Here is a 13,432-nt window from a genome sequence, read left to right on the forward strand (position 1 = left end):
ATATAATATGGCGGATCTAGAACAATAGTGCGTATGACAGACAATACGAATAATGATTTCAATCGCATCCTGAATACATGGGACGTGATCATGGTCACTTTTGGAGCGATGATTGGGTGGGGATGGGTAGTCGCGAAGTGCTGGATTTGCAGCAGTATAGTGATAAAGTGGTCCGAAATGCGTTTTTTTAAATTTGTAGAAATGGAAATATTATAATAGGGTTATTGACCTATTATAAGAATTAAAGATAATGCGCAATTATATGTTACGACGTTTTGTGTTGACAATTCTTATCATAAATGTGGCATTGGATAAAAGATGTTAGCATTTTTGAAGACAAAATTCGGAAATATTTATCCATCAATTGCATTGGAAGTAGATGTGGCTAACTTGAAAGGATATAATTTCTATATTAAACAAGGATTAAAAAACAAGAAGATAGAGGAAATAAATACCTAATGTTAATATGCAAGTGATTTTTGTCATATTCTCGTATGTACAAGCATACCGAGAATTTCAAATAACTAACGCATAATCTAGAATATAGATATGTATAAAAAATTATCTCCCCCCTATAAGTCTGATATAAAGTTCAAAGAACGAAATTCTAATTTGGAACTATATCGAATTATCGTAATGTTACTCATTGTGGCACATCACTATGTTGTGAATAGTGGATTAATACAAGTGATGGAAAGCGAACCTTTATCTTTGAAGAATTCTTTTTTTTATCTTTATGGGATGTGGGGGAAAACCGGGATAAATTGTTTTGTTCTTATCACGGGGTATTTTATGTGTAAGTCTCATATTACTGTTTATAAATTTTTGAAACTTCTTTTACAAGTAATATTTTATGATGTGGTAATTAATCTATTATTCATAATTGCAGGGTATCAAGAAATGTCATTTTATTCACTTTATCAGATGCTATGGCCGGTGAAGAGTGTAGCAGATGGATTTGTATCATGCTTTTTACTCTTTTATCTTTTCATTCCCTTCCTCAATGTGTTGATTATGAACTTAGATAAACGTATGCATTTATCGCTCATAGCTTTATTATTGTTTATCTATACTTTTCTGGGTACTACAGATTTACGTGTTGACATGAACTATCTTACATGGTTTGTTGTGCTCTATTTCATATCGTCGTATATTCGTCTTTATGGAATAGATATTAGTCGTTTTAAGATAGGTTGGGGCATAATGTCTATATTGTCGATAGTAGTGTCTGCAGGTAGCGTGTTAGTTATTTCTTATATCGGTCATAATACACCTTTACGTGAGTTTGTACTTGTTTCTGATTCCAATCACATATTGGCAGTCGCTACTAGTATTTGTCTTTTTATGTACTTTAAAGATTGGAAACTTAAACATAGCCATTTTATAAATGTGATTGCTACTACTACGTTCGGTGTACTACTAATACATGCCAATAGTGATATTATGCGACAATGGTTGTGGCGTGACACTCTTGACAATGTGGGAGCATACCATACACCTTATGCTATTTTACATGCTCTGGTGAGTGTGGCTGCAATTTTTATTCTGTGTGTTTTCATTGATTATATCCGTATCAAATGGATAGAAAAGCCACTATTTTATTGGATAAATAATAGATTTAAGGTTAAAACATGAAAAAGTTAATAAATGTAAACGGGGGATGCCACCTCCGATATAATCTCCGGTTTTTGTATTCTTTATATGATATATGGGCATATCAGTTTTATGACTGATCTTTTGGGCAATTTTCTATTAGAATGGCCAGGATATATTCTATTTTGTTATATGCCTTGGTTTTTCTTCAAATCAGGTATGTATTATAAGGGAGCTGTTCCGATTCAGACCATAAGAAAAGGCGTCAGACGATTATTGATACCTTATTTGGTTTTTACTTTGCTGGGCTGTGGAGTGATTGCTTTATTCTCTCTGCTAAAAGGAGACTTTAATTTTACCATAATGATAAAGAATGCTATACTTCATATTTTGCAACAGGAATCTGCTGATGGAAACAATGCTCTATGGTTCTTGATGGTTTTGTTTATAGTGAATGTGGTATTGTCTCTAAGTAATGCTCGAAAGATAAATTATGTGATATGGCTGTCGAGCATTGTTATGGCGTCGCTTACGCCTCTTTTTGATTGTAATCCTTGGCGGTGGATGAATGTGTTGCCTGCTATGGTATTTGTGTTTTCGGGCTTTATATTGAATAAGAATCATTGGATGCAATATCGGGTTACATTTTGGTTGGCTATCGTATGCTTTCTGATAATCATAATTTTTTCCCCTTCATACGTGGAGTTTTACCCCAATGTCCTTTATCGGGGAAATTATACACTATGGATTCTCTCTGCCCTCTCTATGATTGTAATACTTTATCGAGGTGTGGAATATTTTAAAGATAGTATCTGTTTGAAGCCGTTTGCAATCATTGGTCGAAATACGATGACGTTATATGTATGTCATTGGTCATTACTGCTGGTGGTAAAAATGGTTGCCGATACTTTTCATTTGACACCGATACATACGCTTATCCTTATGTCACTTACTTGCGTGGTGTTTTTGCCTTTTTGTCAATATTGCATAAAACGGTTCCATTGGGAGATAATTATCGGAGAAACTAAAAACAACTAATTAATTTATGCCGGAATCATTGAAACAAAAAACAATAAAGGGGCTGACTTGGAATGCGGTTAATAATTTTATTACTCGTGGGATAAGTTTTCTATTGGGTATTCTATTAGCTCGATTGCTCTCTCCAGGCGATTATGGCTTAATTGCCATGATTAGCGTATTTATCGCTATCCTGTCTGTTTTTATTGACAGTGGTATGACAAACGCACTTATCCGTAAGCAAGATCGTTCGGAAGCGGATCTCGCTACTGTTTTTTATTTTAATTTGGCTGTCAGTTGTCTCATCTATGTTGTGATGTTTGTCTCTGCCCCTTTCATTGCCGATTTCTACCGGATGCCGCAACTTGTACTGCTTACCCGTATACTTACTATTGGCATTGTGATTGGTGCATTTGGAGGCATTCAAGGGGCGGTGATGAGTATCAATCTAGACTTTAAGACACCTGCCAAGATTTCCATTGTAAGCACACTGCTGTCCGGAATTATTGGTATATTGTTTGCTTTTATGGGATATGGCGTTTGGGCTTTGGTCATACAGAGCCTTGTAGCTACAACTATTGGCACATTAGGGAAAATTTATTTTGTCCGTTGGAGGCCATCTGAACCGTTTTCCAAACAATCGTTTAAAGAATTGTTCGGATTCAGTTCTAAATTATTGGCCTCTTGGCTCATTGGAAGCATCTATGAAAATATGTATACAATGGTGATCGGAAAGTTTTTTTCAGCTGTTCAGCTTGGACTCTATGCTCGTGCGCAGAGTATGGCACAGTTCCCTTCAAGCAATGCTACAGGTGTATTGCAGAGTGTCACTTATCCGGTATTGGCTAAAATGCAGGATGATAATGATCGGCTTGCCCATAATTATCGTCGTATGCTTCGCCTTTCCGCTTATATTATTTTTCCTATGATGATCGGTCTTTCGTCGGTATCCGCATCTTTTATACATTTTGTGTTGACAGACAAATGGGTGGAGGCTGTTCCTTATCTGCAAATTATCTGTTTTGCTTTTATGTGGTATCCCATCCATGCCATCAATCTCAATCTGCTTCAAGTAAAGGGAAGGAGTGACCTTTTCCTGCGTTTGGAAATTATTAAGCGTATCATGGGTGTGATTATGTTGTGTGTCACTATCCCTTTAGGTTTGATGGCCATGTGTTATGGATGTGTGCTGATGTCTGTCATATCGCTTGTAATCAATACTTATTATACAGGAAAACTTATTCATGTGGGTTTCATCAAGCAGATGGGCGATTTAATGCCTGTTTTTATCGACTGCATATTGATGGGGGGAGTTTGTTATTTAGTCCAACTGCCTTTTATAAATAGTGGGATTCGGCTTTTCATCGCTGTAGTGACAGGTGTAGTTTACTACATAGGAAGCAGCTATGTACGCCATTCATCCGAAATGCAGGAGGTGTTGTCTTTAATAAAAAGGAAATAATAGATTTATGAATAAAACACATTTCAATTACATTATTGCAGCCCCTTCTTATGACCCCAATAGTGGAGGTAGCATTGTGCTGCACAAACTTTGCGACCTGCTTAATGCGCAAGGGGAAAAAGCGATGCTTTGTCCTATGGATTTTTGTGACTATTTCTTGAATGGCGCTACAAAATGGCAAACTTTCATGCATCGTGTTTGTCATCCTGTTTACACACGTCGTTATTATAAATTGCTTACATACAATTGCAGGAAATTTGAGACAAACCCGCTTTGGAATACCCCGATAGTAGAACCTGTGAAACTTTTTTTTAGTTTTGGTTTGCCTCGAACCATTGTAGTCTATCCCGAAATGTTGAGTGGAAATATGCTGGGTGCAAAGAATGTGGTACGCTACTTTATGCACAATCCCGGCCATTTTACAGGGAAAGCGGAATATGGGCAAGGTGAGTTATATATTCGTTATTCCAATAGTTTTGCCCGGAATTATGTGCCGCAAGCCGGATCGAAAGTATCCTCGCTTCTGATGACTATCTCTGTCACTCCTTCCTGTTATAATCGTGAAGGTGTAGCCCGAAAGCGTGAAGGAACCGCTTATATTGTCCGTAAGGGAAAGGGTAAGAAAATGGTGCACGATATGGAACATTCTATTTTGCTTGATGGCAAATCACACGAAGAAGTGGCCTCTATATTAAAGCGGGTAGAACGACTGGTCTCCTATGATCCTGTAACTGCTTATAGTTCATTTGCACTACTTTGCGGTTGTCCTAGTGTTATTGTATTAGGTGATAATGAAACTCCGAGTACTTATCATCCTGATACTGTGATGCAACGTATGTTTGCTTATGCTATGGATGACCATCATGTGGATATGGACGAGGCTGTAGCATGGGCTGAAAAACGAGTAGCTGTGCAAAACGAGAAAAATGAACAACTTGTCAAGACTTTCATCATTGAAAGTCAAGCTTTCTTTCAAAATGAACGATGAAAAGATAATGAAGAATCCTTTAGTCTCTGTTTTAATACCCAATTATTGTCATGCCTCCTATCTAAATGAACGTATTGATAGTGTATTGGCGCAAACTTATCAGAACTTTGAGGTGATAATCATGGATGATTGTTCTACTGATAATAGTCGTGAAGTTATAGAACAGTATCGCAATCATCCTCGTGTCAGAGAGATAGTATATAATGAAATTAATAGTGGGTCCACTTTCAATCAGTGGGACAAAGGTATCACTATGGCGGGTGGTGAACTGATATGGATCGCTGAAAGTGATGACTCATGTCGTCCAGAGTTACTCGAACGTCTGGTAGAACAGTTTGAACAGACGGAAGATTTAGCGGTGGCCTATGTTCAATCGGTATTAATTAATACTTATGGAGAAGTGATAAAAATGCCGGTTGAGAAAGGAAATCCTATTATATATGATGGACGATATTTTATACGTACTCACCTGCTGTATGGAACTTGCATTATTAATGCTAGTATGGCGATATTCAGTCGTGAAAAATCTTTGGGCATTGATCGTTGTTTTAAACAATTTAAAAGTGTGGGAGATTGGATGTTTTGGGTCTTGATGGCTGAAACGGGCAAAGTGGCTGAAGTACGTGAACCACTCAACTATTTTAGACGACATGAGGGAACGGTGACAAGTAAATGCTACCTTGATGGTACGAGTATGATTAACACTAAGAATATTGTTGATTATATTTTAGATAGGAGGATTATATCAAAATATCGTCATCGAATGGTATATGTTTATTTTATCAGATATATTAAATCTTTTCAATTTGAAAATGATGATGTTTATAATAAAGTGTTGACAGTTTGGACTTTATTACCTATTAACTCAATATATTATAAATGGTACCCTATAGAATGTTTTTATTCAAGACAAAAAGAAAAAATTTATCGATTCCTTAGAAAAACAGGTTTAATTTTCTAAATATTTATATTATGAAAGTCACTGTATTAATGCCCATATACAATGCTGAAAAGTATGTGTGTAATGCAATAGATTCTTTATTGTGCCAGACTTCTAAAAACTGGAAGCTGATATGTGTTGATGATGGTTCTAGTGACTCTTCGGCTCAAATTGTTGAGGAATATTGTCAAAAGGATAGTCGTATATTTTTGTTAAAGCAAACGAATGCAGGCCCAGCAGTAGCCCGTGCCCGTGCGATTGAGAAAGTAGATACAGAATATGTATCTATATTAGATTCAGATGATGCATATGCTCCCGATTATGTGGAGCTGATGTTAAAGAGAGCAGCGGAGACAAATGCAGATTCTATAGTACCGAATGTGGAATTTTATTGTGCTAATATGGTTAATCTTCCTCGTTTGTTTGAAAAGAGAAATCTTACAGAAATGATGGAAATAGAAGATGGTAGAACAGCTTTTTCAATGACTATCCCTTGGAGATTACATGGATGGCAAATGATTCGTACCTCGCTGGTGAAGCAATATTATACTGTTGAAACAGCTTCATATAGTAAGTTTAATTCCGATGAATATATTACTCGTCTTCTTTATTTGAAGAGTAATAAGACAGTTATGTGTGCAGCTATTTACAAATACAGAATAACACCAGATTCTATTACTCGTAAGCCATCTATTAAGAAATTCGATTATTTGCTAACCTTGGATAAAGTATTGACTTTGTGCATTGCAGAACATATTGATGATTGTGTGATTTTAAATGTATATAATGACTATTATTTAACTCTCATTAAGATGTGGAAATTGGCAAATGAACTTGGTGTAGAAGAGAAAAAAAAAGGTCGTGAAATGGTACAATATGCCTACAGTATGTCATATAAACAAAAGTTAAAGAATAAGATTCTTAGGAATGCTTCTCTAAAAACATGGCTAAAACTGAAATTCTCTTTATTACATTTTGGGATTATAAGGTTTCTCTCTATGTATTATTAATAGAAAATTATGTCTCCAATGATTAAGGTTGTGAAAAATGGAAAAGGGCGTAATAGCAGTGTTGAGTTATTGAGAGTAGTTTCAATGATATTTATCATTATTCATCATTTTCTTTCTAGAAATTATGGATTGTATGTGATTAGTAATGAGTTAGCAGAACAAGATGATGTGCTTCTAAAACTTTTAGTTCAACAGGTTGGTGGTTTAGGGGTACCTTGTTTTATGTTTATATCAGGCTATTATAGTATGACATTTCGGAAGGAGAGATTTGTAGATATGATAATTCAATGTTTTATGTATGCTCTAATAGGAGCCATAGGTCTCTATATATTTTATTCAATTATAGCATGGCAAACGGTTCTATTTCCAATAAATTGTTGGTGGTTTATAGCTGCTTATCTTGTTGTTTATATGTTATCTCCTGGATTAAACTATATGTTTGAAAATTTGTCGGGAAAAAGTAATGGATTAATAATTGTTTTTTTGTATTTTTTACTTATTGGTGATTTCTTTGAACATAGCGCCCGTATTGGAGGATTTATGGTCCTTGTTACTATCTATCTTAGTGCAAAATTTATAAAAAAAATATATTGTGACACGCTATAGTAGTATAGGAAAATTTACAGGTTGGATTTTTATCGTTGGTATGTTAATAAAATTTTTTTTAGTATGGGGCTCTGTGGAAACGTTGCATATGGGAGCTATTACTATAGTTCGTTCTATAAATAATCCCTTTAATATACTATTAGTGGGAACTTTGGTCATTGCGGTTGATAAGGTATATTTTAAGTCGAGAATTGTAAATCTATTTGCTGCTAGTTCTCTTGCTGTCTATCTATTACACGAAGGAGGGTTTGGACAGCGATTGTTTAGCTCTATGTTTAAATGTGAAGAATTTAGTTTGTTGCAGTATGTGATTTCGGCTGTACTTATCTATATTTTTATTGCCATTTGTGATTTTGTAATTTATAAATATGTGAGAAAACCTTTGGTTGATAAATTAATGTGAGTAACTTTTTTTATTGAAAGTGAAGTTAAATTGTAATTTGGATAATGTGTCAGATGAAAAAATTTACTATAATAATACCTCACCATAATATACCTAATCTATTAGAACGATGTTTGCGGTCTATTCCTAAAAGAGATGATCTTCAAGTAATAATTATAGATGATAATAGTGATCCGGAGAAAGTGGATTTTGAGAATTTTCCAGGTCTACATGAAGAACATGTAGAGGTGATATTTACTAAAGAGGGTAAAGGAGCTGGCTACGCTCGGAATGTGGGTATTGCTCAAGCTAATAGTAAATGGTTACTATTTGCAGACGCAGATGATTTGTATTCAGAAGGTTTTAATGAATTTCTAGACAAGTATGGAGATACTGATGCTGATGTGGTTTATTTCGCAAATATAAATGTTGATACTAAAACAATGAAACCTGTTGAAGGAGGCATTCAAATATCAGAGATGATACAAATATGTATGGAGACAGGAAACTTTGATTTACTTCGCTATAAGTCAGATACTCCTTGGTCGAAAATGGTGAGAATGAGTGTGATTAAGAAATATTCAATTTGTTATCATGAAATACCAGCAGGGAATGATGTTTGGTTTAGTTCGAATATAGGCTATTATGCACAGCATATAAAACTCTGTGATAAACCTATATATATATATACTATGCGTAATGGATCTATACAACATACGCCAAATAAGGAAAATCTTTTAGCTAGAATTCATGAAGCATATGTGATGAATAATTTTTTGAGAAACATTGATAAGTTGGAGTTTTATGCAGAGTCGTGGCCAGCATTCCTGAATTTGAGAAAGGTTAGTGTATGGTTATTTGCTAAAGAGATAATACCGTATTTTATTAAGACACCCAAATTTGTCTTGTGGAAACATATTAAGTATAGTTTTAAGAAGTATTTTAAGATGTAATTTCAATAAATAACCTACTGTTTATTATGGGATACTAATGAATTTTATTAATTTATGCTGTAAGTTAGAATGCTGTTTTTAAGAGAATATTAATAATAATTGATGCAACGTATTGAATATATCGACTTCATGAAAGGCATAGCAATCTTTTTGGTTGTATTGGGGCACGTTTATCAGTTCTGTTTTAAAGATACCGGACAGGTATTTCAGTTTATTTATATCTTTCATATGCCTTTCTTCTTTCTTTTGTCCGGTTATTTTGCCCAACGTACAAGAGTAAATGTGGATTTCTTTAAAAAGAAAACGATTAGTTTGCTTTTCCCTTTTGTTTTTGGAGGTTCTCTTTTTGCTTTGCTTAATGGGCAGATGCAAGCCTACATATATAATGATTTTCATGCGGGTTATTGGTTTCTTTGGAGTTTGTGGCACTGCTGGTTGCTGTTTGCTCTTATGCTGAAGATTATTGAATGGCTGAAGATAAAGTATGGGGTTCTACAGATTGGGGTGTTGCTACTTCCTTTTTTGATTTCAAAATTGTTCAATGATTCCACTCCTTACGGACTTTCATTTTCTTTTACTTTTGCTTTTTATCGTTTCTTTATCCTGGGATACATGATAGGCAAATATAAATGGATGGAAAGTTGGTTGTCTAAAGAGTTTGTACAAGCTATATGTTTGATTCTGTTTGTGCTTTTCTACTGTATGGCTGATAGTGCTTTTGTAAAAGCTTTGCCCATGACGGTAGTGCAAGTGTTGTTATGTCTCGCATTCTTTTCTCTATTGAAGTACATTTACCTGGTTTGTAACCATAAAGTAGGTAGATATGTTATAGGGGGGGGTAAAAAGTCGTTGCATTTGTATGTTTTTCACTACTATATTATCTACTCGTTTACTTGTGAAGCTTTTAATAATCTGTCTATTGGATGGCAAATGCTTGCTGCATGCTGTGTCTCTTTTCTGATCATACTTCTGACATTGTCGTTTGCTTGTTTATTTGAAAAAAACAGATTTCTATCGTACTTATTTTTAGGAAAAATAAAACAATGAAAATAGCATTTTATCTACCCAATAAGAACTTGAAGGAGGTGGATTGTCATAATCTTGAAGAGGGTAATCCGGGTATTGGAGGTACAGAGTATATTATTCAATCCACAGTACACTATATACGTAAATTGAGACCTGTGGGGATTGATATTGTTGTGGGCGTGGAGGATGATACAAATATATCTGTTTCAATACATCCCATCGTTAAAGTTTGTTCTATCACGGATTTAATAGAACAAACAAATCCGGATTATGTGATATTCAAGTATGTAAATGAAATATATCAAGAAGCTCATAAGGCTGTTGCGACTCGTAAAACTTATTTGTTGCCCTGGGCTCATAACTTTATTAGTCGCAGAAATCTTACTGTTTTGGCGAATGATGATAAAGTGGCACGCATCATCTGTGTGAGCCGTGAACAACTCAATATGTATCGCGATCATAAGGCTTTCTTGAAGTCGGTTTATATTAACAACGGTATGCCCGTTACTTTTTTGGAGAGTGAGAAAGTTACGATACCACCACTAAGTGAACGTCCTCATGAAGTCACTTATATCGGTAGCATAGTTGATTATAAAGGATTCCATCTGTTAGCACAGGCATGGCCGGAGGTTTTAAAGCAAATACCGGATGCGCGGCTGAATGTAATAGGAAGTGGAAAGCTCTATGATCGTACAGCTCAATTGGGAGACTATGGCATTGCCGAAAAGGATTATGAAAAGCAATTTATGTCTTATCTGACGGATGATGGAGGAAAGATTATCCCTTCAGTGAAATTTTGGGGTGTACTTGGCGTAGAAAAGAATGATGTGTTGAAACGGACAAGGGTAGGAGTCCCCAACCCTTCTGGAATTAGTGAAACATTCTGTATTACTGCTTTGGAGATGCAGGCAATGGGTGCATTGGTGGCAACTATAGATTTCGGAGGATTTATTAATACAGTATATCGTACAGGAATATTGTACAAACATACTGATGAGTTAGCTGCTAGCATAGTGACTCAAATGAAAAAGAACGAGAATGATTTGGAGGGATTTTTTCATTTTATGAAGGAGAATTTTGCTTTTGAAAAAGTTGCAGAAGATTGGGTTAATTTCTTTGATGACTTAGAGAATAATAAATTTGAGCCTCTTTCTTATATAGATCGTAATGACAATCTAGCGCGTTTGCGTGAAAAAAATCGTAGTGTTAAAGCTGCACTTCCTTGTGGTTATTTGCTTCCTACGATTGATTTATACCGCAGCATTTTAAGAAGGTTGAAACTGTGTTGATATGGATACTCCATTAGTAACGATAATTATTCCTGTATATAATGCGGAACGCTTTTTACGCCCATGTTTAGAGAGTATCTTGGCACAACAATATAACCATTGGGAATTGATAGTGATAAATGATGGAAGTCAAGACCATAGTGTTTCTATATTGGAAGAATATGCCTATCGTGATGATCGAATAAAGGTGATAAGTAAAATGAATGAGGGGGTTTCTATCGCACGGAACATGGCATTGAAGCAAGCTAAAGGTGAATGGGTGTATTTTGCAGATGCGGATGATATAGTATATCCTGAAGCTTTGAAAATGTTAGTTGCAAAAATCTTAGAAGAAGATGTCTCTTTGGTAAAGGCTGATTATAAAGCTATCGGTGAAATGGATGAAGAGTTGTTTGTGAACAAAAAGTACGTGATTCGTGGAAAGCAGGATATTCAAATCTGGGACAAGGAAGACTTTGTGGATAAAATCATAATGGGAGAATATTTCCTGTGGACCTGTCTTTTCAAAATGGATATTATCCGTAATCGAGAAATAGAATTCCTCCCTCATTGTAGATTGATGGAAGATGCAGACTTTTTGATAAGTTATATACTACATAGCAATCGAAATGTATATTTGAACTATCCGATTTATGGTTATCGAAAACATTGCGATGCAGCAACAGTAGGGACTAAAGATTATTCAGAGGATTTATTGATGATTAAAGAACATCTTAGCCCAAATACAGAAAATGCTTTTATAAAAAAGATGATTTCAGAGATTGACGATAACTTACAGTTGATAAAAAAGAAAAATTTTGTCATTGTACAATTTATCAAAATAAAGCGATTGATGAGACGAATAGGAATTTATCTCTCCTATAAACTTTGATTAGAATGAGAAAAGAAACTTTATCTTATGGAATTGAACAACGGAGGTCTTTGGTGAAATGGGGAGAAGTGACCGGCATACTTTCTATTTTCTTACTTCTTCCTCCCTTTATCAGTATTCCTATAATTATTTCATTTTTGGTTACAAAAACTAATACTACGAGAACGCAATATTATACGTATTTCGCTTGTATAGCAGTTTACTTTGCAGCCATTAATGCAACTAAATTACCCAATGGGGATCAGGTGCAATATTATGTAGCTTATATGAATGTGCCTAAAGCTGGTTTCTTGAAATCTTTAGTCTATATTTATGGGGTAGACTTTTACAATAATCCTGAAAGAACTCAAATATCCGGTGAGTTTTTGAATGGCATATATAATTATTTAGGTTATTATCTAACTTTTGGTTATTATCCTTTATTTGCAGCTTTGCTCACTTTCGCAGAGTATTTTCTTATTTTCTTAGGGTTGTATAAGTTCTGTTTAACAATGAAGAAACCACATATACCGATAGTGTGTGGTGTGATTACTTTATCATTCTTCTATCTTTTTTTTAATTATACTCTGCATATTCAAAAGCAGTTTCTGGCACAAAGCATTATGATATACGTTTTAGGAAATTATGCCTATTACGGTAAAATGCGAAAGAAGGATTGGATTATGGCTATTTGTGCTGTGTTTACTCATGCTGCAACGTTGCTCTTTGTTCCTTTCTTAGTTTTCAAACCTTTGCATAGTAGGTTAACGAGAAAAGGATTGCTCTTTATTGGATCAGCTTTCGTTATATTAATTATTATGGGACCTAGTTTAGCATCAGGTATAGCAACAGATAGTAATTCTGCTTTAACGTATGGTGTATCTCGCCTTGCGGCTAGTGAAATTCGTAATGATACTGAATCAGGCCTTGTCTGGTCTCAAATCTTTGTAATAGCTTTTCCCATGGCATTGATTGCTTTTCGAAAATTATGGTTGGAACGTAAAACACTTTCTGATAGTAATGCTTTTATTCTGAATATTATTCTTTTATTGTTACTTACTATAATAGCAATGTTCAGACAACCATTAGCACAGTATCGCTATTTTATGATGTTGTTTGCTTTTATGCCTTTTACTTATCCTTTTGCTCTTAATAATATTAGAAATAGGGATATGCTACTTAAAATGATTGCAGTAGTGATGGTTGTGTGGTTCTACTATCAGTTTGAACTAATTATATGGGATTATGCACCCTTAGTGGATATTATTGTTAAGAGTCCAATATTGCTGTTATTTGATAATTATTATACGGTATAG

At 34.8% G+C, this 13,432-nt stretch carries 14 protein-coding genes; all 14 read left to right on the plus strand.

Annotated elements, in window-relative coordinates:
* The first annotated feature begins 33 nt into the window (after positions 1–33).
* The 14 genes from GD631_RS13240 to GD631_RS13305 all read left to right on the plus strand — a co-directional run bounded on the left by GD631_RS13240 (position 34) and on the right by GD631_RS13305 (position 13,432).
* Entirely contained in the window at positions 34–216 is a 183-nt protein-coding gene (locus GD631_RS13240) for a hypothetical protein (protein ID WP_143257414.1), read from the plus strand.
* Between the two features lie 333 nt (positions 217–549).
* Entirely contained in the window at positions 550–1,635 is a 1,086-nt protein-coding gene (locus tag GD631_RS13245; protein ID WP_143257415.1) for an acyltransferase family protein, read from the plus strand.
* A gap of 90 nt (positions 1,636–1,725) precedes the next feature.
* Positions 1,726–2,631 (plus strand): acyltransferase family protein, encoded by a 906-nt coding sequence (locus tag GD631_RS13250; RefSeq protein WP_244983333.1) that lies wholly within the window; start codon positions 1,726–1,728, stop codon positions 2,629–2,631.
* Positions 2,632–2,638: 7 nt separating this feature from the next.
* Positions 2,639–4,072 carry a lipopolysaccharide biosynthesis protein gene (locus GD631_RS13255; RefSeq protein WP_143257417.1) on the plus strand — a complete coding sequence of 478 codons (1,434 nt, stop codon included), beginning with the start codon at positions 2,639–2,641 and terminating at the stop codon, positions 4,070–4,072.
* Between the two features lie 7 nt (positions 4,073–4,079).
* A complete protein-coding gene (locus GD631_RS13260) occupies positions 4,080–5,060 on the plus strand; it encodes a hypothetical protein (RefSeq protein WP_143257418.1) in 981 nt (326 codons plus the stop codon).
* A 7-nt stretch (positions 5,061–5,067) separates the two neighbouring features.
* Positions 5,068–6,021, plus strand: a complete 954-nt coding sequence (locus tag GD631_RS13265) for a glycosyltransferase family 2 protein (RefSeq protein WP_185911464.1) — start codon at positions 5,068–5,070, stop codon at positions 6,019–6,021.
* An 11-nt stretch (positions 6,022–6,032) separates the two neighbouring features.
* On the plus strand, positions 6,033–7,010 hold the full coding sequence (locus GD631_RS13270; protein WP_143257420.1) for a glycosyltransferase family 2 protein: 978 nt from the start codon (positions 6,033–6,035) through the stop codon (positions 7,008–7,010).
* 9 nt (positions 7,011–7,019) lie between these two features.
* Positions 7,020–7,616, plus strand: a complete 597-nt coding sequence (locus tag GD631_RS13275) for an acyltransferase family protein (RefSeq protein WP_143257421.1) — start codon at positions 7,020–7,022, stop codon at positions 7,614–7,616.
* Positions 7,603–8,019 carry a hypothetical protein gene (locus GD631_RS13280; RefSeq protein ID WP_143257422.1) on the plus strand — a complete coding sequence of 139 codons (417 nt, stop codon included), beginning with the start codon at positions 7,603–7,605 and terminating at the stop codon, positions 8,017–8,019. The genes GD631_RS13275 and GD631_RS13280 overlap by 14 nt, the downstream gene beginning before the upstream one ends.
* Positions 8,020–8,072: 53 nt before the next feature.
* On the plus strand, positions 8,073–8,951 hold the full coding sequence (locus GD631_RS13285) for a glycosyltransferase family 2 protein (RefSeq protein WP_143257423.1): 879 nt from the start codon (positions 8,073–8,075) through the stop codon (positions 8,949–8,951).
* Between the two features lie 102 nt (positions 8,952–9,053).
* Positions 9,054–9,998 carry an acyltransferase family protein gene (locus tag GD631_RS13290; RefSeq protein WP_143257424.1) on the plus strand — a complete coding sequence of 315 codons (945 nt, stop codon included), beginning with the start codon at positions 9,054–9,056 and terminating at the stop codon, positions 9,996–9,998.
* Complete coding sequence (locus tag GD631_RS13295; protein WP_143257425.1) at positions 9,995–11,266, plus strand: glycosyltransferase family 4 protein; 1,272 nt, start codon at positions 9,995–9,997, stop codon at positions 11,264–11,266. Before GD631_RS13290 ends, GD631_RS13295 begins: the two co-directional genes overlap by 4 nt.
* Before the next feature lies 1 nt (position 11,267).
* Positions 11,268–12,137 carry a glycosyltransferase family 2 protein gene (locus GD631_RS13300; protein WP_143257426.1) on the plus strand — a complete coding sequence of 290 codons (870 nt, stop codon included), beginning with the start codon at positions 11,268–11,270 and terminating at the stop codon, positions 12,135–12,137.
* A gap of 5 nt (positions 12,138–12,142) precedes the next feature.
* The gene (locus GD631_RS13305) at positions 12,143–13,432 is read left to right on the plus strand and encodes an EpsG family protein (protein ID WP_143257427.1); all 1,290 of its coding nucleotides are present in this window, start codon (positions 12,143–12,145) and stop codon (positions 13,430–13,432) included.

The organism is Bacteroides luhongzhouii, assembly GCF_009193295.2.
Classification (GTDB): Bacteria; Bacteroidota; Bacteroidia; order Bacteroidales; family Bacteroidaceae; genus Bacteroides; species Bacteroides luhongzhouii.

Coding starts and splice junctions, on each gene's coding strand:
- GD631_RS13265 (WP_185911464.1), top strand. CDS start 5,068: ATGAAGAATCCTTTAGTCTCTGTTTTAATACCCAATTATTGTCATGCC.
- GD631_RS13270 (WP_143257420.1), top strand. CDS start 6,033: ATGAAAGTCACTGTATTAATGCCCATATACAATGCTGAAAAGTATGTG.
- GD631_RS13290 (WP_143257424.1), top strand. CDS start 9,054: ATGCAACGTATTGAATATATCGACTTCATGAAAGGCATAGCAATCTTT.
- GD631_RS13285 (WP_143257423.1), top strand. CDS start 8,073: ATGAAAAAATTTACTATAATAATACCTCACCATAATATACCTAATCTA.
- GD631_RS13260 (WP_143257418.1), top strand. CDS start 4,080: ATGAATAAAACACATTTCAATTACATTATTGCAGCCCCTTCTTATGAC.
- GD631_RS13275 (WP_143257421.1), top strand. CDS start 7,020: ATGTCTCCAATGATTAAGGTTGTGAAAAATGGAAAAGGGCGTAATAGC.
- GD631_RS13305 (WP_143257427.1), top strand. CDS start 12,143: ATGAGAAAAGAAACTTTATCTTATGGAATTGAACAACGGAGGTCTTTG.
- GD631_RS13295 (WP_143257425.1), top strand. CDS start 9,995: ATGAAAATAGCATTTTATCTACCCAATAAGAACTTGAAGGAGGTGGAT.
- GD631_RS13250 (WP_244983333.1), top strand. CDS start 1,726: ATGACTGATCTTTTGGGCAATTTTCTATTAGAATGGCCAGGATATATT.
- GD631_RS13245 (WP_143257415.1), top strand. CDS start 550: ATGTATAAAAAATTATCTCCCCCCTATAAGTCTGATATAAAGTTCAAA.
- GD631_RS13255 (WP_143257417.1), top strand. CDS start 2,639: ATGCCGGAATCATTGAAACAAAAAACAATAAAGGGGCTGACTTGGAAT.
- GD631_RS13240 (WP_143257414.1), top strand. CDS start 34: ATGACAGACAATACGAATAATGATTTCAATCGCATCCTGAATACATGG.
- GD631_RS13300 (WP_143257426.1), top strand. CDS start 11,268: ATGGATACTCCATTAGTAACGATAATTATTCCTGTATATAATGCGGAA.